This is a genomic window from Streptomyces sp. NPDC020379 (genome assembly GCF_044387105.1).
GTDB lineage: Bacteria > Actinomycetota > Actinomycetes > Streptomycetales > Streptomycetaceae > Streptomyces.
Map to the genome: position 1 here is coordinate 285,462 of NZ_JBIRVR010000004.1, position 18,895 is coordinate 304,356.

Here is an 18,895-nt window from a genome sequence, read left to right on the forward strand (position 1 = left end):
TCGTGGCACGCATCGGTGACGGCGGCGATCTGCTCAAGTGCTCGTTCTGCGGGAAGAGCCAGAAGCAGGTGAAGAAGCTCATCGCGGGGCCTGGTGTGTACATCTGCGACGAGTGCATCGACCTCTGCAACGAGATCATCGAGGAAGAGCTGGCGGAGACCTCCGAGGTGCGGTGGGAGGAGCTCCCCAAGCCCCGCGAGATCTATGAGTTCCTCGAGGGCTATGTGGTGGGCCAGGAGGCGGCCAAGAAGGCCCTCTCCGTCGCGGTCTACAACCACTACAAGCGCGTGCAGGCCGGTGAGAGCGGCGGCCACGGCCGCGACGACGGCATCGAGCTCGCGAAGTCCAACATCCTGCTCCTGGGCCCCACGGGCTCGGGCAAGACCCTCCTCGCGCAGACGCTCGCCCGCATGCTGAACGTCCCCTTCGCGATCGCCGACGCCACGGCGCTGACGGAGGCCGGTTACGTCGGTGAGGACGTCGAGAACATCCTGCTGAAGCTGATCCAGGCCGCGGACTACGACGTCAAGAAGGCCGAGACCGGCATCATCTACATCGACGAGATCGACAAGGTCGCCCGGAAGAGTGAAAATCCGTCGATCACACGGGATGTGTCGGGCGAGGGCGTCCAGCAGGCCCTGCTGAAGATCCTGGAAGGCACCACGGCCTCCGTCCCCCCGCAGGGCGGCCGCAAGCACCCGCACCAGGAATTCATCCAGATCGACACGACGAACGTCCTCTTCATCGTGGGCGGCGCCTTCTCCGGCCTGGAGAAGATCATCGAGTCGCGAGCGGGCGCCAAGGGCATCGGCTTCGGGGCGACGATCCGCTCCAAGCGGGAGATCGAGGCGAGCGACCAGTTCCAGGAGGTCATGCCCGAGGACCTGGTGAAGTTCGGCATGATCCCCGAATTCATCGGCCGCCTCCCCGTGATCACCAGCGTCCACAACCTCGACCGCGAGGCGCTCCTCCAGATCCTGGTCGAGCCGCGCAACGCCCTGGTGAAGCAGTATCAACGGCTCTTTGAACTCGACGGTGTGGAGCTGGAGTTCGACCGCCCCGCCCTGGAGGCGATCGCCGACCAGGCGATCCTGCGCGGTACCGGCGCGCGCGGTCTGCGGGCCATCATGGAAGAGGTCCTGATGTCCGTGATGTACGAGGTCCCGTCCCGCAAGGACGTGGCCCGCGTCGTCATCACCGAGGACGTCGTCCACTCCAACGTCAACCCGACCCTGGTCCCGCGCGAGCCGCGGATCGTCGGCAAGGACGAACGGCACGAGAAGAGCGCGTAGTTCTCGGCTGAAGACTGACGAAGGGGGGCACCCGGCTTACCGGCCGGGTGCCCCCCTTCGTCGTGCGCGGACCCGCTACTTCTTGATCTCCACGCGGATCTCCGTGCGCAGCTTGGCCGTGATCCCGGCGGCCTCGTCGAACGGGAGCTTGGCGCCTGGGCCGGAACGCTTCCTGTCGCCCACATAGACCACGCCGGCCGTGCTGTGGTCCGCCCAGATGCACAGGGGGACGACGATGCTGCTGTCGCCGGGGTGCGTGTACTGGCACTTCATCGCGCCGTCGAAGCCGGGCGGCGTGACGGCCTGCGGGGTTCCCTCCACCTTGGTGGCGGTCACGGACTTCGCCATGCTCCTGAACATGGCGTCCACGAAGTTCTCGGGCTTCTTGATGCCGCCCCAGATGCCGATGAACCGCAGCAACTTCCGCTCGGAGACATTCCCGGCCCTGTACTCGGCCGAATTGGACTCCGGATTCCTCACGCCCATGATGCGGAGATCGCGCCGTGCCTCCGGGGTGTCGAAGAAGCCCTGGTCACGGAAATCGGGGTCCTTTTTGTACTCGGTGAGGACCGTGTCCGGTGCCGTCAGCTTGTAGCGCTTGCCGTCGTCCGCGACGGAGGAGCCGCTGTGGTCCTTCATCAGCACGGTGATCCCGCCGATGATGGCCCCGACCACGACGAGCGCGGCGACCGCGATCCCGATGACCTTGCCCTTGCCGCCACGCTGCGGGGGTATCGGCGGCGGGTACGGCGCGGGCATCCCGGGGTAGGGCTGCTGCCCGTAGGGCCCCGGCCGGCCGTACGGGCCGGGCTGTCCGTACGGAGGCTGCTGCTGCCCGTACGGCGCCTGCTGCGGATAGCCGTAGCCCGGCTGCGGAGCGCCCTGGCCGTACGGAGTGGGCGGCTGCTGGGGCGGCGGGCCGCCGTACGGGCCGGGCTGGGCGTGGCTCATCTAGGTTCCCCCTCAGGAATGCGCTCAGGCGGCCGGACACGCCCTGGGAGAGGGAACCCCGGGCGGGCCCCTCGCGGGCCACGCCGGCGGAGCGTTCAGGATCCCATAGGGGACCGGGGGGATCGAAGCCGTTTCGACCGCTGGGCCGCCCGTACGGCCCCCGCTGGACGTACGGGCTCGGCTGCGGCGCTCGCCCCGGGGTGCTACTTGTTCTTGCGGACCTCGTTGCGGATCTTGACCACCGCTTCGGACAGCTCCTGTGCCGACATCGCGTTGCCCGTGGCGGAGGTGGTGGCGCCGCCGGTGATGCCGCCGGTGGTCTTGGCGACCGAGTGCGAGACGGCTGTCACCGCGCTGGAGTCACCCCAGACGCACGTCGAGCCTTCGGCGCTGGACGTGAGGGACCCCATGGTCACGGTGGCCTTCTTCGACTCGCACTTGATCACCGCGCCGTCGAAGCCGCTCGGGTGGAACTCGGTGACGGGCGTGACGACCTCGATCTTGGCTCCGGCCGTTGTGGACTTCTGGTCCAGCTTGGCGAAGATCGCGTCCACCGCCTTGCCGGGGTCGGACACGTCGCCGTAGACGCCCTTCACGGCCAGGCCCTGCTGCTGGGCGTTCTTGTAGGACGCGCCGACACCGGTGCCGTTCGTGATGCCCATCGCCTTGAGCTCGCTGTCGTTGGCAAGGTCTTTAGTAGCGGCACTGGTCGAGGACTGCTGCTTGTTGAACTTCCCGTCCAGCAGCGAATCCGGCATCACCAGGGTGTAGGGCGCCACCTTCCCGCCGCCCCCGCCGCCGTTCTTGAAGAAGAGGACGCCGCCCACGATCGCGCCGACCACGACCAGCGCGCCGATCGTGATGCCGATCGCCTTGCCCTTGCCGCCACCGCTCTGCGGCGGGACCGGCGGGGGGTACTGGCCCGGCATGCCGGGCTGCGGCTGCCCGCCGTACGGGCCCGGCTGGGGCTGGCCCCAACCGCCCTGCTGCGGCGCGCCGTACGGCGGGGCGGCCGGCGGCTGCTGGCCGTAGGGGCCTGGCTGTGGGGGCTGGCCGTAGGCCGGGGCGGGGGGCTGCTGCGGGTAACCGTAACCGGGCTGGCCCGCGGCTCCGCCCGGGCCGTACGGCCCTGGCTGCTGGGGCTGCTGGGGAGCGCCGTAGGGGCCCGGCTGGTTGTAGCTCATCGTGTCTCGTTTCGATCCGTGGCTCGTGACAGGCCCGCCATCCTCCCCGACGACTTACGCGAGCTTTACCGCGGGGCGGCAACAGTTCGGGAACAGTCGCCCCGTCAGCTCTGCGCCGGTACCCGCACGCGCTCGCGGAACGTCGCGACCCGGCCGGCCGCCGAGTCGAGGCTGAGCTCCTGGCCCCGCACCATCAGCGAGGTGTCCAGGGCGAACACCGTGCCGACGGTGGAGCTGTCGGCCCAGACGCACAGCGGCATCCTGAGGCTCCTGGTGGTCGTCGGACCGAGACTCTGCTTGGTCATCTGGCACTTCATCACGGCGTCGTCGCCGAGCCCGTCCGGAGTCATCCGCCGTGGGCTGCCCTCGAATTCGATCTTCGAGTCGGGGTCGGTCTCCTTCGCGGCCCCGTCCCGCGCGCTCTTGAACAGGCCGTCCACCAGTGCCTCGGGGCCGCGCACGGAGGTGCCCCAGGCGCCGGCGAAGCGCAGGATCTTCTGCGCGCGCTTGTCCGTACCGGACGTGTAGTTGCCGTTGACGCTCTGCGGGTCGGCCATGCCGAAGTCCTTGAGCTCGCCGAGGGCCTTGGCGTCGAAGCCGGTCCCGGGGTCGCTGGTGTCCTTCTTGTAATCGTCCGCGAGCGTGTCGGGCGCGGTGAGCTTGTAGCGCGCCCGCGCCGTCGCGGTGGCGCTCGGCGAGGCGCTGGTCTCCGGGGTGCCGGGCGAGGCACTGGCACCGGCCTTGGCGCCGCTGCCGCCGCTCTTGCCGTTCCCGGTGAAAAGGACGATGCCGCCCACGATCGCGCCGACCACGACCAGCGCGCCGATCGCGATGCCGATCGCCTTGCCCCTGCCGCCGCCCTGCGGGGGCACCGGCGGCGGGTACTGGCCGGGCGGCGGCCCCCAGCCGCCCGGCTGCTGTGGCGGCGCCCCGTACGGGGCCCCGTACGGCGCGGCGGGCGGTGCGGTCGGCGGCGCGACCGGCGGTGGCGGCGGGAAGCCGGGGGCGCCGCCCTGGGCGTAGGGGTTCGGTTGCTGCGGCGGCATCCCGTACGGACCGGGCCGGTGCTCGCTCATCGTCGCCTTTGCGTGTCGCGGAAGATCGGTTCCACGCCATCCTTTCCGACGGTGCCGCCTGGCCCGGCTCCGGGGCCCTGAATGGATTCGTAACCCCCGCACACGCCCCCGTAGACTCCTCCCGTGACCGAGAACACTCAGCGCCCCGACAGCGGGCCGAACGACAGCACCCCCGAACTGCCGACCCAGTACGCGCCGGCCGACGTAGAGGGGCCGCTGTACGAGCGCTGGGTAGAGCGGGGCTACTTCGAGGCGGACGCGAAGAGCGACAAAGAGCCGTACACGATCGTCATCCCGCCGCCGAACGTCACCGGTTCGCTCCACCTGGGCCACGCCTTCGAGCACACGCTGATCGACGCCCTGACCCGCCGTAAGCGGATGCAGGGCTACGAGGTGCTGTGGCAGCCCGGCATGGACCACGCCGGCATCGCCACGCAGAACGTCGTCGAGCGCGAGCTGGCCAAGGAGGGCAAGTCCCGCCACGACCTCGGCCGTGAGGCGTTCGTCGAGCGCGTCTGGCAGTGGAAGGCCGAGTCCGGCGGGCAGATCTCCGGCCAGATGCGCCGTCTGGGTGACGGCGTGGCCTGGTCCCGCGAGCGCTTCACCATGGACGAGGGCCTCTCCAAGGCCGTCCAGACGATCTTCAAGAAGCTCTACGACGACGAGCTGATCTACCGCGCCGAGCGCATCATCAACTGGTGCCCGCGCTGCCTCACCGCGATCTCCGACATCGAGGTCGAGTACCAGAACGACGAGGGCGAGCTCGTCTCGATCCGCTACGGCTCCGGGGACGCGGAGATCGTGGTCGCCACGACCCGCGCCGAGACGATGCTCGGTGACACCGCCGTGGCCGTCCACCCCGAGGACGAGCGCTACAAGCACCTGATCGGCACCGAGATCGAGCTGCCGCTGACCGGCCGCAGCATCCCGGTCGTCGCCGACGAGCACGTCGACCCGGAGTTCGGCACCGGCGCCGTCAAGGTGACCCCGGCCCACGACCCGAACGACTTCGAGATCGGCCGCCGGCACGACCTGCCGACGCTCACCGTCATGGACGAGCGCGCGGTCATCACCGTGCCCGGCCCCTTCCAGGGCCTGGACCGCCTGGAGGCCCGCAGCGCCATCGTCGGCGCCCTGCGCGCCGAGGGCCGCGTCGTCGCCGAGAAGCGGCCGTACGAGCACTCCGTCGGCCACTGCTCGCGCTGCAAGACCACGATCGAGCCGCGGCTGTCCATGCAGTGGTGGGTCAAGGTCGGCCCGCTGGCCGAGGCCGCCAGCAAGGCCGTCCGCGACGGCGACGTCGCCATCCACCCCAAGGAGATGGAGTCCCGCTACTTCGGCTGGGTCGACAATCTCCACGACTGGTGCATCTCGCGCCAGCTGTGGTGGGGCCACCGCATCCCCGTCTGGTACGGCCCGGACGGCGAGATGGTCTGCGTCGGCCCGGACGACGAGGCGCCCACCGGCGAGGGCTGGCACCAGGAGACCGACGTCCTGGACACCTGGTTCTCCTCCGGCCTGTGGCCCTTCTCCACGCTCGGCTGGCCCGAGCAGACCGACAGCGTCCGGAAGTTCTACCCGAACTCCGTCCTGGTCACCGGCTACGACATCCTCTTCTTCTGGGTCGTCCGGATGATGATGTTCGGTCTCTACGCGATGGACGGCACCCCGCCGTTCCACACCATCGCCCTGCACGGCATGGTCCGCGACCAGTTCGGCAAGAAGATGTCGAAGTCCTTCGGCAACGCGGTCAACCCGCTGGACTGGATGGACAAGTACGGCTCCGACGCCGTCCGCTTCACCCTGGCCCGCGGCGCCAACCCCGGTGTCGACGTGCCGATCGGTGAGGACTGGGTCCAGGGCTCGCGCAACTTCGCGAACAAGATCTGGAACGCCACCCGCTTCGCGATGATGAACGGCGCGACGGTGGAGGGCGACCTGCCGCCCGTCGAGCAGCTGTCGGCGACGGACCGCTGGATCCTCTCGCGCCTCAACGCCACGGTCGCCGAGGTCGACGCGTACTACGACGACTACCAGTTCGCCAAGCTGTCGGACGCCCTCTTCCACTTCGCGTGGGACGAGGTCTTCGACTGGTACGTCGAGCTGTCCAAGACCACCTTCATGGGCGGTGGCGAGCAGGCCAAGGTCTCGGCCCGCGTCCTCGGCGAGGTGCTGGACGTCACCCTGCGGCTGCTGCACCCGGTGGTCCCGTTCGTCACCGAGACGCTGTGGACCACGCTCACGGGCAAGGAGTCGGTCGTCATCGCCGACTGGCCGGCCGACAGCGGCTTCCGCGACGCGGGCGCCGAGCGGGAGATCGAGAACCTCCAGCAGGTCATCACCGAGGTCCGCCGCTTCCGCTCCGACCAGGGCCTCCAGCCCGGTCAGCGGGTCCCGGCGAAGCTCGGCCTGAGCGGCACCGCCCTGGCCGCGCACGAGGCCGCGATCCGTCAGCTGCTGCGCCTCCAGCCCGCCGAGGACGGCTTCCAGGCCACGGCGACGCTGCCGGTCGCGGGGGCCACGGTCGCCCTCGACCTGTCCGGGGTCATCGACTTCGAGGCGGAGCGCAAGCGCCTGACGAAGGACTTGGCGGCGGCGGAGAAGGAGAAGGCCCAGGCCAACGCCAAGCTCGGGAACGAGGCGTTCCTGGCCAAGGCGCCGGACAACGTCGTGGACAAGATCCGCACGCGCCTGGCCAAGGCCGACGAGGACATCGCCCGGATCACCAGCCAGCTGGCCGGTCTGCCGCAGGGCTGACGCCCGCGAGCAACGACGAGAGCCGCCGCTGTCACTCCGACAGCGGCGGCTCTCGTCTCGCGTTCCGACTGCCGGCCGGCGAGGGCCGGTCGCGCGGTGCCCCGCGCCCCTTACGGGGCGCTTCTCCCGGCGTCCCACGGCGACGGCGGGACCGTCCTCGCCTCCCACGGCCGGGACCGGCCCGGGTCCCACATGGGCCCCCACGGGCCTTCCACCGGCTCCTCGTCCACCCGGTTGAGCGGCCGGTGGCTGCCGCGGTTGCGCTGGGGCCAGAACAGGACGTAGACGGTCGACACCGCCACGAAGAGCAGCCGGATCAGGCCGCGTGCCGAGTCGTCGTGGACGACGAAGACGCTGCCGTAGAGCACGATCAGGGCGATCCAGCTCCACCAGGGCACCAGGCGCCGCTGCCCGCAGACGTCCCACAGCAGGGTGCCGAGCAGCACGGAGGCCGTGTAGTAGGTGTAGACGCTGGGGTCGAGGAGGATACGGGCGTTGGCGCCCAGCAGCACCACGCCCGCCCAGCGGCCGCGCCACACGGCGACCGCGCCGAGCGTGAGGCCGAGCGCGGCCTGGGCGGGCCGGGCCCAGTTGGGGGTCTCGGGGGTGTTGCCACCGAGCCAGCGCAGCGCGGACGCCGGGTTGTTGGGGATCGTGAACTTCGCGGCGGCGAAGGAGTGCGGGTCCACCAGGAAGAACGGCAGCCAGGCGACGGCCACCAGGCCCACGCACCACAGCACCGCGCGCGTCCAGCGGTCCCTGGGCAGGGCGAGGATCAGCGGCAGGAAGGCCAGCGCGGTCGGCTTGGAGTCCAGGGCCAGGGCGAGGCAGATGCCGACGGCGGCGGGGTTGCAGCGCGTCAGGAACCAGACGGCCAGCGCGGTGAAGAACAGCGCGAGCACGTCGTCGAGGTGCCCGAAGCGGACCGAGACCTCGATCCACATGGGGATGAACGCGGCGCCCGCGATGAGGACGCGCCGGCGCAGGCGCTGGTGGTTGGTGCCGGTGCCCAGGAAGTGCATGGCGGCGCTGCGGCCCGCGAGCACCACGATGACCAGTCCCAGGGCGGACATGAACGCCGCCGCGAGGAACTGGCCCGCGTGCTCCGAGAAGGGGTTGAACAGGCCCGCCACCAGGAAGCTGATCGGGCCCATCTGGAGCTCGGGGTGGTGGGCGTAGAGGTTGAGCCCACCGGTCCCGTTGCCGCCGTCGTATATGAGCTCGCCGCCCGTGCGCAGATAGTGCCAGGAGAACCCGCCGCTCGGCTCCACCAGGGCGAACCACAGCACGGTCCACGCTGTGAGCAGCAGCAAGTGCATCCGAGTGCTGACTTCCGGTACCCGCACGACGCTCCTGTTCCGCCACCCGGAACCGCTCCGGGCGATGTGGGCAATGTTTTCCCCGGCGGTCAGATGGCGGAAGAGGGGCGGAGGTTGTCTCGCGGGCCTCAAGTGTGGCCCATTTCATGGTTTGTTCAGTTGGTGAGCGCAGACTGTCAGAGGTTCGCGTCAGCTCTCGACGGCGATGGGGCCGGAGGTGACGACCTCCGCGTTGCGCCGCGTCTTGGCCCAGCCGTTGCGACCGCGCAGCATCCGTATGAAGCCACGGGCGGAGGCCGGGAAGAGGTGGTACGCGTACAGCCACAGTGCCAGCCCCCACAGCAGGGAGACGAGCAGCGAGCGGCCCGGCGCGCGGTCCCGGCGGTAGACCGGGCCCCACAGGACGAACGGCAGCACGGAGACGACGGCCAGACCGAGCACGAGCGGCCACAGGGCGAGCATGCCGCCGAACGCCTCGCCGGCGCCCTCGTCGGCGGCGGTGAGGCCGAGCAGGGCGAACATGACCAGGCAGAGCGCGAGCGTCACCAGGTGGGCGACCGGCTGGAGGAAGGTGTAGAGGGTCTCCAGGACGCCCTTGCCGCTGTAGTGGCGCGAGGAGACGATGCGCGGCGCGTAGCGGACGCACTGGAGGTTGCCCTGGGCCCAGCGGGTGCGCTGGGTGAGGAAGCGGCGACCGTGGGGGAGGCCCTCCTGGGAGACCCAGGTGTCGGCTATGTGGGCTATTCGGTCGCCGTTGAGGATCATGTGCAGGCCGAGCTCGTAGTCCTCCAGGAGCGCGCCGCGCTGCCAGGGGCGGCGCTCGGCCGCCGCGATGCGGTCCAGGGAGGCGAGCCGGGTGAACTGGCCGTTGCCGCCGAGGCCCACGGAGCCGGTGCGGCCGCGCAGCAGCTGCATGCCGGCGTTGGAGACGGAGAACTCCATGTCCTGCATCCGCACGAGCAGGCGGGCGAAGGCGTTGCGGATCCGGCCGCGGCCGGCGAGCGGGCGCGGGTCGTCGGCGTTGCGCATGTGCACGCTGACCTGCACGCCGCCGGTCTCCGGGTCGCCGAAGCCGAGGGGGCCGCTGACGCGGTCCAGGGCGCGCGGGTCCAGCTGGCCGTCGGCGTCGATGACACAGACGACGACGTGCTCGCGGTCGGCGTCCTCGGGCAGGTATTCGTTCAGCTCGTCGTACGCGGCGTTGAGCGCGGCACCCTTGCCCAGGCGGGCGTCGGGGCGGTGGCGGCGCACGAGGTGGACGCGGCGGTCCGTCTCGCCGAGCTCGGCCACGATCGCGCCGGTGCGGTCGTCGCTGTCGTCGTCGATGACCCACACGTGGGCGCTCGGGTGGTCCTTGCGCAGCCGGTCGACGGTCGTCCCGATCACGGCTTCCTCGTCACGGCACGGCACGAAGAAGTGCCAGTCGAACGCGGCGGCGTTCCCCTCCTCGACGGCGGGCCGCCGCAGGTAGGAGGTGCGTGCCCCGGCCCAGTAGAGCAGGAAGCAGAGCAGCAGGAAGAAGGGGAAGACGAACAGCAGGGGACTGTCGAACATGAGGGTGGGAACTCCGGGGTGGGGGTCGGGTCGCGGGAGCGTCGGGCCGGGCGTCACGCCGCGGCGGCGAGCTGCTCCGGTGCCGTGACAGCGGCGAGCAGGGCGACGATCCGCTCGGAGGCGAGGCCGTCCCCGAAGGGGCTGGGGAGCGCGGCCAGCCGGGCCAGCCCGGCGGGGCCCTCCGCGAGCCGGCGGCGGGCGGCGGCGCCGATCTGCGGGCCGGGCTCGACCAGGTCCGCGAAGTCGGCCATGGCCTCGGGGCGTTCGGTGGAGCGGCGGACGACGACCAGCGGGCGGCCCAGCACGGTGCACTCCTCCTGGATGCCGCCGGAGTCGGAGACCAGGAGCGCCGCGTGGCGGGCCAGCGCGAGGAACTCGCCGTAGCCCAGCGGGCGGCACACGGTCAGGCCGGTGAGCAGGTCCTCCAGACCGGCGGCCGCGATCCGCGCCCGGGTGCGGGGGTGCAGCGGCACGACGACGGGGACGGACTCCGCGAGCGCGGACAGCTCGGTGAAGATCGCCCGGAGGGCGTCCACGGAGTCGGTGTTCTCGGGCCGGTGGACGGTGGCCAGGACGTACGCGTCGGCCGTCAGCCCGTGCCGCTCGACGAGCTCCGCGCGGGCGGCGGCGTCCGGCAGCTGGCCGTGCACGGCCTCCACGACGGTGTTGCCGGTGACGGCGACGCGGGCGTCGTCGATGCCCTCGGCGAGGAGGTTGGCGCGGTTGTCCTCGGTGGCCGCGCACAGCACGTCGGCGATGCGGTCGATGAGGACGCGGTTGTGCTCCTCGGGCATGTTGCGGTCGTGGCTGCGCAGCCCGGCCTCCACGTGCAGCAGCGGGATGCCGCGGGCGTTCGCGGCGAGCGCGCCGGCGAGGGCGGCGTTGGTGTCGCCCTGCACGACCACGGCGAGCGGCGGCTCGGCGGTGAACAGCTCGTCGAGCTGGGCGAGCGCGGCGGAGATCTGCACGGCGCGCGGCTGCCCGCCGATACCGCTCAGAAAGGTCGGCTCCGGAAGCCCGAGCTCGGTCAGGAAGCGGCCGGACAGCTCCTCGTCGTAGTGCTGACCCGTGTGCACCAGGTGGGCGGCGGGGCCCAGCAGGCGGACGAGGTCGGTGAGCTTGACGAGCTCGGGGCGGGTGCCGAGGACGACAGCGACGCTACGGGTGGGGAGGTGCGACACGGTGTGACTCCTGGAGCTGTGCGACGAGGACGGCTCCGAGAGTGCGGTGGGTCGGTTGCGGGTCTGGATGGGGCTTGGTTGTCGGATGGTTGCGATTGCCGCGGGCGCGACTTTCAGGACTTTGGTCCCGAGGGGCCGGGCCGTTTCCCCCAGGCCCGCTCCTTCCCGAAACCGGGGGAGCCCCCCGGACCCCCAAAGCGGCTGCGCCGCTTGTCCTCAGTCGCCGGACGGGCTGGAGATCCAGCCCGTCCGGCGACTGAGGACACCGCACGGAGCGCGGTCCGGAGGCCGGGGGAGCCCCGGGGAGCTACTCGCCCGCGCGGTAGCGGTAGCCCAGGCCGCGGACCGCTTCCAGCGGATCCGCCGCCTCATCCCCCGCCGCCTGCCGAAGCTTGCGCCGCAACCGGAGCACCGCGAACTTCACCCGCTCCCGCCCCGTCCCCTCCGGGTCGTCCCAGACGCGGTCGAGCAGCTGGTCGGTGGTGAGCACCCGGCCCCGGTTGCGGACGAGCACCTGGAGCAGCCGGTACTCGATGTCGCTGAGCCGCGCCTCGTGGCCCTGCCAGACCGCCGAGCGCCGCTCGGGGACCAGCCGGAGCCCGTCGTCGAAGGAGTCGCCGGCCCAGCGGGTGGGCGCGGTGCGGCGCAGGAGGGCCTCGACGCGGGCGAGGAGCTCGTCGTTGCCGAAGGGCTTGGGGAGGTAGTCGTCGGCTCCGGCGCGCAGCCCGCGCACCCGGTCGGTCTCGGCGCCGCGGGCGGTGAGCAGCAGGACGGGCAGGTCGCTGAGGTCCCGGGTGCGTTCCAGCACCTCCCAGCCGTTGAGCTGGGGCAGGCCGATGTCGAGGAGCATCAGCGCGGGCCGTTCGGAGAAGAGCAGCCGCAGTCCGTCGCGGCCGTTGTCGGCGTGGATCACGTCGTAGCCGGCGCGGTCGAGGAGGGTGCGCAGGGCGAGGGCGAGGTCGGGGTCGTCCTCGACGACCAGGACGCGGCTCACGGCGCGCCCTGGCCGGTGGGCGCGGTGTCGGGGCCGGGGCCGGTGACGGGCAGCCGGATCAGGAAGGTCGCGCCCTCGCCCTCGGCGCTGTCCGCGGTGAGGGTGCCGCCGTGCAGCTGGACGACCGTACGGCTGATGGCGAGCCCCAGACCGGTGCCGGGATATCCGCCGCCGGTGGCATTCGGTGCGCGGACAAAGCCGGTGAAGATTTCCTCATGGAATTCATGCGGGATGCCGATTCCCGTATCGGTTACTTCGATCTCCCAGAAATGCCCGCGGGGAGCGGCCGTGACGGTGATCCGGCCGTCCGGCGGGGTGAATTTCGCGGCGTTCTCCAGAAGGTTGGCCAGGACCTGCTGAAGGCGGTGCCGGTCGCCCCTGAGAGCTGGTCCGCGCGCGCAGTCCAGCACGGTGAAGACGGCCGATCCCTGCGGCGTGGCCAGCCGGTCCAGGACGGCGTCCTGGACCATCGCGGGCACGTCCACCGCGTCGAACTCCAGCTCAAGGCCGGAGGCCCGCATCCGGGTGGTCAGCAGCAGGTCGGCGATCACCCGCTGCATGCGGTCGGCGTTGCGGCGGATGGCGTCGAGGAAGGCCAGCTGGTCGGCGCCCAGGGCGCTGCCCGCGTCCGGGTCGGCCAGCAGCTCGCAGAAGCTGATGATCGACGTGAGCGGGGTCCGCAGCTCATGGGAGGCGGCCGCCGTGAAGGTGTTGCGCTGCCGCGCGAGCTCCGTGAGCGCGAGGTTGTCGCGCTCCAGGTCGCGCTCCCGGCGCTTGCGGTCGGTGATGTCCTGGAAGGTCCACAGTGCCCCGAGGTGGTGACCCGCGCGGCGCAGCGGCTCGACCTCGCGCCGGATGGTGCGCCCGTCCGTGAGCGGGATCTCGGCCGTCCGGTGGACGTGCCGGCCCGCCAGGATCTCGCCGGGGCTGCCGGGGCCGGAGAAGCCGGGGGCGAAGAGGGCCCGTACGAGGGGGACGACCGGGCGCAGCGGAGCGCCGGGGGAGAGGTCGGCACGGCCCTCCAGATCGAACATGCGGACGAAGCGCTGGTTCGTCGCCAGCACCTCGTCCGCCGGGCCCTGCACGAGTGCGCCCGCCGGCAGCGCTTCCAGGACCGCCAGGAGCCGGTCCCGGTCCTCGGACGGCATCTTTCTCAGCCAGCTCTCATGGAGTCGGGGAACACTAACTCCGCTTAACGGAGTTTTCGGGAAAACCGTATGTCAAGGAGAGGGAGCGCGCCCCCCAATGAACAAGCCCGTCCGGCACGTCGCCGTCTTCTCCCTGCTGCTCGTCCTCGCCGTGCTCGTACGGGCCACCTGGGTGCAGGCCGCCCAGGCGGGCAGCCTGGACGACAACCCCCACAACCCGCGACAGGCGATAGCCGCGTACTCCCGGCCGCTCGGCGACATCCTCGCCGGGGGCAAGCTCCTCACCGGCTCCACGGCGACCGCCGGCGACCTGAAGTACAAGCGCACCTACACCGACGGCGAGCTCTACGCGCCGGTCACCGGCTTCTCCTCGCAGATCTACGGCGACACCCAGCTGGAGAGCCTCTACAAGTCCGTCCTCACCGGTGAGGACGACCGGCTGCGCAGCCCCTCCGACGCCATCACGAACAAGCGGCCCGACCCCGGCGACGTCATCACCACCATCGACCCCGCCGTGCAGAAGGCCGCCTTCGCGGGCCTCGGCGGCAAGACCGGCGCCGCCATCGCCCTCGACCCCGCCACCGGGGCGATCCTCGGCATGGCCAGCACCCCCTCGTACGACCCCGGACGCTTCGCCGGTTCCGCCGCCGCCGACCAGAAGGCGTGGGAGGCGCTGGAGAAGGACAAGCGGCAGCCGACCCTCAACCGCGCGCTGCGCCAGACCTATCCGCCGGGCTCGACCTTCAAGCTCGTCGTCGCGGCGGCCGCCCTGGAGAACGGCCTCTACTCCTCCGTCGACCAGGCCACCGACAGCCCCGACCCGTACCTCCTGCCGGGCACCCGCACCTACCTGACCAACGAGAACACCAGCGCCCCCTGCAAGAACGCCAGCATCCGCACGGCGCTCCAGTACTCCTGCAACAACGTCTTCGGGCACCTCGCCGAGCGGCTCGGCGCGCAGAAGGTCGCGCGGCAGGCGGAGAAGTTCGGGTTCAACGACGGCAGGATCGACACGCCCGTGCGCGCCGCCAAGAGCCTCTACCCGACCGACATGAACGCCTCGCAGACCGCCCTGTCCGGCATCGGCCAGTTCAACGACCAGGCCACCCCGCTCCAGATGGCCATGGTCTCCTCGGCCATCGCGGGCGACGGCAAGCTGATGACGCCCCGCCTCGTCGACCGCGTCACCGACGGCAGCTCCGGCGTCCTGGAGAAGAGCGACCCGAAGCAGTACGGCCAGGTGATGTCCGCCGACACCGCGCGGCAGCTGAAATCCGCCATGCGGACCGTCGTCGAGCAGGGCACCGGCAGCAACGCCCAGATCGACGGCCTGACCGTCGGCGGCAAGACGGGCACCGCGCAGCACGGCGTCGACAACAGCGGCACACCGTACGCGTGGTTCGTCTCCTACGCGCAGAACAGCCAGGGCAAGCAGGTCGCCGTCGCCGTGGTGATCGCCGACAGTGACGCCGCCCGCGCGGACGTCAGCGGCAACGGCCTCGCCGCCCCGGTGGCCAAGGCCATGATGAGCGCGGCGCTGGCCTCCGGTGCCTGATGGCCGCGCTGTCAGTGCGGCTCCGTAGACTGGACCGCGTGAGCGAGCGCCCCCTGAACGACGAGAACGACGACACCGGCCCCGGCGAGGACGACCGGTTCGCCGGGATCGCCGATGCCGAGACCGACCTCCCCCAAGCTCTCGACTCCGCTCGAGCAGGGGGGACCCCCACCCCTGATCTCGCCGTGATCGAGGCCGGGAGCCGCACCCTGCGCACCCAGGGCGGCCCGCCGCAGGGTGACGGCGTGCCGTCCCGCCCCGCCGACCCCGAGGTCGACCGGGAGCTGCGCGAGGTGGAGGCCGAGCTGGCGGGCCGCTGGCCCGAGACCAAGCTCGACCCGTCCCTGCGCCGCGTCGAGGCGCTGATGGACATCCTGGGCCAGCCGCAGCGCGCGTATCCCGCCATCCACATCACCGGCACCAACGGCAAGACCAGCACCGCCCGCATGATCGAGGCGCTGCTGGGCTCCTTCGACCTGCGCACCGGCCGCTACACGAGCCCGCACATCCGGTCCGTCACCGAGCGGATCAGCCTGGACGGCGCTCCCATCGAGGCCGAGCGCTTCATCGAGACGTACCGCGACATCCAGCCGTATGTGCGGATGGTCGACGACAGCGAAGAGCACCGGCTGTCCTTCTTCGAGGTGATCACCGCCATGGCCTACGCGGCCTTCGCGGACGCCCCCGTCGACGTGGCGGTCGTCGAGGTCGGCATGGGCGGCACCTGGGACGCCACCAATGTCGTCGACGGCACGGTCGCCGTCGTCACCCCCATCTCGCTGGACCACACCGACCGGCTCGGCACCACCACCGGTGACATCGCCGGGGAGAAGGCCGGGATCGTCAAGCAGGGCGCCACCGTCGTCCTCGCCCAGCAGCCCGTCGACGCCGCGCAGGTCCTCCTCAAGCGCTCGGTCGAGGCCGACGCGACGGTCGCCCGCGAGGGCATGGAGTTCGGCGTCGTCTCCCGCGAGGTCGCCGTCGGCGGCCAGCTGCTGACGCTGCGCGGCCTGGGCGGCGAGTATCCGGACGTCTTCCTGCCGCTGTACGGCGCCCACCAGGCGCACAACGCCGCGGTCGCCCTCGCCGCCGTGGAGGCGTTCTTCGGCATCGGCTCGGAGCACGCCCGCACGCTCGACATCGACACCGTCCGCCGCGCCTTCGCCGCCGTCACCTCGCCGGGCCGGCTGGAGGTCGTGCGCCGCAGCCCCACCGTGGTGCTGGACGCCGCGCACAACCCCGGGGGCGCGGCCGCCGCGGCCGGGGCCGTCACCGAGGCGTTCGGATTCAGCCGTCTCATCGGTGTGGTCGCCGCCAGTGCCGACAAGGACGTCCGGGGGCTCCTGGAAGCCTTCGAACCGATCTTCGCCGAGGTCGTGGTGACCCGGAACTCCACCCCGCGCTCCATGGACCCCGATGAGCTGGCCGGCATCGCGGTCGAGATCTTCGGTGCCGAGCGCGTGCAGGTCGAGCCCCGGCTCGACGACGCCCTGGAGGCGGCGATCACCCTCGCGGAGGAAGAGGGCGAGTTCTCCGGCGCGGGCGTCCTGGTGACCGGCTCCGTGATGACGGTCGGCGAGGCCCGGCTGCTCCTGGGGAGGGACTGACCATGCGCATGCTCTGTTCCAGCACTCTGATCGGTGAATTCTTCGTCATCGGGTTCGCCGGCCTGGTCGCCATGCAGACCTCCGACGTCTCCACCGGCACGGTGTGGGCCGTCAGCGGTACGGCGATGGTGCTGAGTGTCCTGCTGTGCGGGATGCTCGGGCGGCCCGGTGGCGTCCAGCTCGGCTGGCTGCTGCAAGGCGCGCTGTTCCTCAGCGGCTTCGTCGTCCCGATGATGTTCATCCTGGGCGTCGTCTTCGGCGTGCTGTGGTGGGCGTCGGTCCACTTCGGCGGCAAGATCGACGAGGCGAAGGCGCGCTTCGCGCGGGAGGCGGCGGAGCAGGCGGCGGCCGATCCGGCCTAGCCCGGCCCGGCCCGCGGGCCTCCGGGGCCCGGCCCCGGAGGCCGCCCGCGATCTCGGGACCCCATGATCCGCGATACCCTCGCGGCACTGTTGTCCCGCCCGCAAGGAGCCGCAATATGAGCCAGCGCACCCTCGTCCTCCTCAAGCCCGACGCCGTGCGGCGCGGCCTGACCGGCGAGATCATCGGCCGGATCGAGCGCAAGGCGAACTGGACGATCAGCGCGCTGGAGCTGCGCACCCTGGACCGGGGCACGCTGGAGCAGCACTACGCCGAGCACGTCGGCCGCGACTTCTACGAGCCCCTGATGCGGTTCATGTCCTCCGGGCCCGTCGTGGCCCTGGTGGTCGAGGGGGAGCGTGTGATCGAGGGCGTGCGCGCGCTGGCCGGCCCGACCGACCCCATCTCGGCAGCCCCGGGCTCCATCCGTGGTGACTTCGGCACCATCACGCGCGAGAACCTCATCCACGCCTCGGACTCCGAGGAGTCCGCACAGCGGGAAATCAAGATTTTCTTTCCGGGTCTCGCCTGATAGCCCGTCAGTGACACACCCATTCTGATCAGGGGCGGTCGATTTCTTTTCGGCCGCCCTCTGGCATATGCGTGGCGAACGAGGGAACCTCTCACTCCGACACGACGTCACCATTACTGGGGCGGGCTCGCGTTCCGCCGACAATGGCGGAGGAACCCTCGCGCCGCGTACGACCGGTCGAGACTACGATGAAGCCTCCGCGCCCCGCAGCGCACCGCACACCCTGCCGACCTCAAGTAAGCATTCGCTCCAGCTGGGAAGGCCAGACGTATCCTCATGGGGAACAACATGTCGTTCATCGGCCGTGACATGGCTGTCGACCTCGGGACCGCCAACACGCTGGTGTACGTCAGAGGCCGCGGAATCGTCCTCAACGAGCCGTCCGTCGTAGCCATCAACACCAACACCGGCGGCATCCTCGCGGTGGGTGCCGAGGCGAAGAAGATGATCGGCCGGACCCCGGGCAACATCGTCGCCGTGCGTCCGCTCAAGGACGGGGTGATCGCGGACTTCGAGATCACGGAGCGGATGCTCCGTTATTTCATCCTCAAGATCCACAAGCGGCGCTGGATGGCCCGCCCGCGCGTCGTGGTCTGTGTGCCCTCCGGCATCACCGGGGTCGAGCGCCGCGCCGTGATCGAGGCGTCCACCCAGGCCGGCGCCCGTCAGGTGCACATCATCGAGGAGCCGATGGCCGCCGCGATCGGCTCCGGCCTCCCCGTGCACGAGGCCACCGGCAACATGGTCGTCGACATCGGCGGCGGCACCACCGAGGTCGCGGTGATCTCCCTCGGCGGAATCGTCACGGCACAGTCCATCCGGGTCGCGGGCGACGAGCTGGACAACGCGATCATCCAGCACATCAAGAAGGAGTACAGCCTCCTCCTCGGCGAGCGCACCGCCGAACAGATCAAGATCACCATCGGTTCGGCCTACGACCTCGAGCAGGACGAGCACACCGAGATCCGCGGCCGCGACCTCGTCAGCGGGCTGCCCAAGACAGTGGTCATCTCGGCCGCCGAGGTCCGCAAGGCCATCGAGGAGCCCGTCAACTCCATCGTCGACGCCGTCAAGACCACCCTCGACAAGTGCCCGCCCGAGCTGTCGGGTGACGTGATGGACCGCGGGATCGTTCTCACGGGCGGCGGCGCTCTCCTGCGCGGCCTCGACGAGCGGCTGCGCCGGGAGACCGGGATGCCGATCCACATCGCCGAGGACCCGCTGGATTCCGTCGCCCTGGGCTCCGGCAAGTGTGTCGAGGAGTTCGAGGCGCTCCAGCAGGTGCTGGACGCCCAGCCCCGCCGGTGACGGGTGACCGGCCGGGCTGAGATCCATCGGTCCGGCCGGTTCTCGCGGCCGCCCGTGTCAGGGCGGCGCGAGGGCGC

The 18,895-nt window shown here is 71.0% G+C and carries 15 protein-coding genes; 7 read left to right on the forward strand and 8 right to left on the reverse strand.

What is annotated here, in order from left to right; translation table 11 throughout:
- Positions 1–2: 2 nt before the first annotated feature.
- On the forward strand, positions 3–1,292 hold the full coding sequence (gene clpX / locus ACH427_RS07845) for an ATP-dependent Clp protease ATP-binding subunit ClpX (protein WP_398868527.1): 1,290 nt from the start codon (positions 3–5) through the stop codon (positions 1,290–1,292).
- A 75-nt stretch (positions 1,293–1,367) separates the two neighbouring features.
- Here clpX and ACH427_RS07850 read toward each other — a convergent pair whose 3' ends face one another.
- From ACH427_RS07850 to ACH427_RS07860, 3 genes are all read right to left on the reverse strand, one after another.
- Positions 1,368–2,243 carry a hypothetical protein gene (locus ACH427_RS07850; RefSeq protein WP_398868528.1) on the reverse strand — a complete coding sequence of 292 codons (876 nt, stop codon included), beginning with the start codon at positions 2,241–2,243 and terminating at the stop codon, positions 1,368–1,370.
- Positions 2,244–2,446: 203 nt separating this feature from the next.
- The gene (locus ACH427_RS07855; protein ID WP_398868529.1) at positions 2,447–3,427 is read right to left on the reverse strand and encodes a hypothetical protein; all 981 of its coding nucleotides are present in this window, start codon (positions 3,425–3,427) and stop codon (positions 2,447–2,449) included.
- A 104-nt stretch (positions 3,428–3,531) separates the two neighbouring features.
- The gene (locus ACH427_RS07860; RefSeq protein ID WP_398868530.1) at positions 3,532–4,503 is read right to left on the reverse strand and encodes a hypothetical protein; all 972 of its coding nucleotides are present in this window, start codon (positions 4,501–4,503) and stop codon (positions 3,532–3,534) included.
- Positions 4,504–4,626: 123 nt separating this feature from the next.
- On the opposite strand from ACH427_RS07860, the gene ACH427_RS07865 reads away from it, so the two are divergent.
- Entirely contained in the window at positions 4,627–7,260 is a 2,634-nt protein-coding gene (locus ACH427_RS07865) for a valine--tRNA ligase (RefSeq protein ID WP_398868531.1), read from the forward strand.
- 110 nt (positions 7,261–7,370) lie between these two features.
- Here ACH427_RS07865 and ACH427_RS07870 read toward each other — a convergent pair whose 3' ends face one another.
- From ACH427_RS07870 to ACH427_RS07890, 5 genes are all read right to left on the reverse strand, one after another.
- Positions 7,371–8,579, reverse strand: coding sequence for a hypothetical protein (locus ACH427_RS07870; protein WP_398868594.1), 1,209 nt, complete (start codon positions 8,577–8,579; stop codon positions 7,371–7,373).
- Between the two features lie 189 nt (positions 8,580–8,768).
- A complete protein-coding gene (locus tag ACH427_RS07875; protein ID WP_398868532.1) occupies positions 8,769–10,133 on the reverse strand; it encodes a glycosyltransferase in 1,365 nt (454 codons plus the stop codon).
- A gap of 53 nt (positions 10,134–10,186) precedes the next feature.
- Positions 10,187–11,314 carry a non-hydrolyzing UDP-N-acetylglucosamine 2-epimerase gene (wecB, locus tag ACH427_RS07880; RefSeq protein WP_398868533.1) on the reverse strand — a complete coding sequence of 376 codons (1,128 nt, stop codon included), beginning with the start codon at positions 11,312–11,314 and terminating at the stop codon, positions 10,187–10,189.
- Positions 11,315–11,621: 307 nt separating this feature from the next.
- Positions 11,622–12,308: a response regulator transcription factor gene (locus ACH427_RS07885; RefSeq protein WP_398868534.1), complete on the reverse strand. Its 687-nt coding sequence runs from the start codon at positions 12,306–12,308 to the stop codon at positions 11,622–11,624.
- Entirely contained in the window at positions 12,305–13,456 is a 1,152-nt protein-coding gene (locus ACH427_RS07890; protein ID WP_398868535.1) for an ATP-binding protein, read from the reverse strand. Before ACH427_RS07890 ends, ACH427_RS07885 begins: the two co-directional genes overlap by 4 nt.
- A 97-nt stretch (positions 13,457–13,553) precedes the next feature.
- On the opposite strand from ACH427_RS07890, the gene ACH427_RS07895 reads away from it, so the two are divergent.
- From ACH427_RS07895 to ACH427_RS07915, 5 genes are all read left to right on the forward strand, one after another.
- A complete protein-coding gene (locus ACH427_RS07895) occupies positions 13,554–15,011 on the forward strand; it encodes a peptidoglycan D,D-transpeptidase FtsI family protein (protein WP_398868536.1) in 1,458 nt (485 codons plus the stop codon).
- A gap of 38 nt (positions 15,012–15,049) precedes the next feature.
- Positions 15,050–16,618 (forward strand): bifunctional folylpolyglutamate synthase/dihydrofolate synthase, encoded by a 1,569-nt coding sequence (locus ACH427_RS07900; protein WP_398868537.1) that lies wholly within the window; start codon positions 15,050–15,052, stop codon positions 16,616–16,618.
- A gap of 2 nt (positions 16,619–16,620) precedes the next feature.
- A complete protein-coding gene (locus tag ACH427_RS07905) occupies positions 16,621–16,980 on the forward strand; it encodes a DUF4233 domain-containing protein (RefSeq protein ID WP_398868538.1) in 360 nt (119 codons plus the stop codon).
- Positions 16,981–17,096: 116 nt separating this feature from the next.
- Entirely contained in the window at positions 17,097–17,510 is a 414-nt protein-coding gene (gene ndk / locus ACH427_RS07910; protein ID WP_398868539.1) for a nucleoside-diphosphate kinase, read from the forward strand.
- Positions 17,511–17,798: 288 nt separating this feature from the next.
- Positions 17,799–18,818, forward strand: coding sequence for a rod shape-determining protein (locus ACH427_RS07915; RefSeq protein ID WP_004950903.1), 1,020 nt, complete (start codon positions 17,799–17,801; stop codon positions 18,816–18,818).
- The last annotated feature ends 77 nt before the right edge of the window (positions 18,819–18,895 follow it).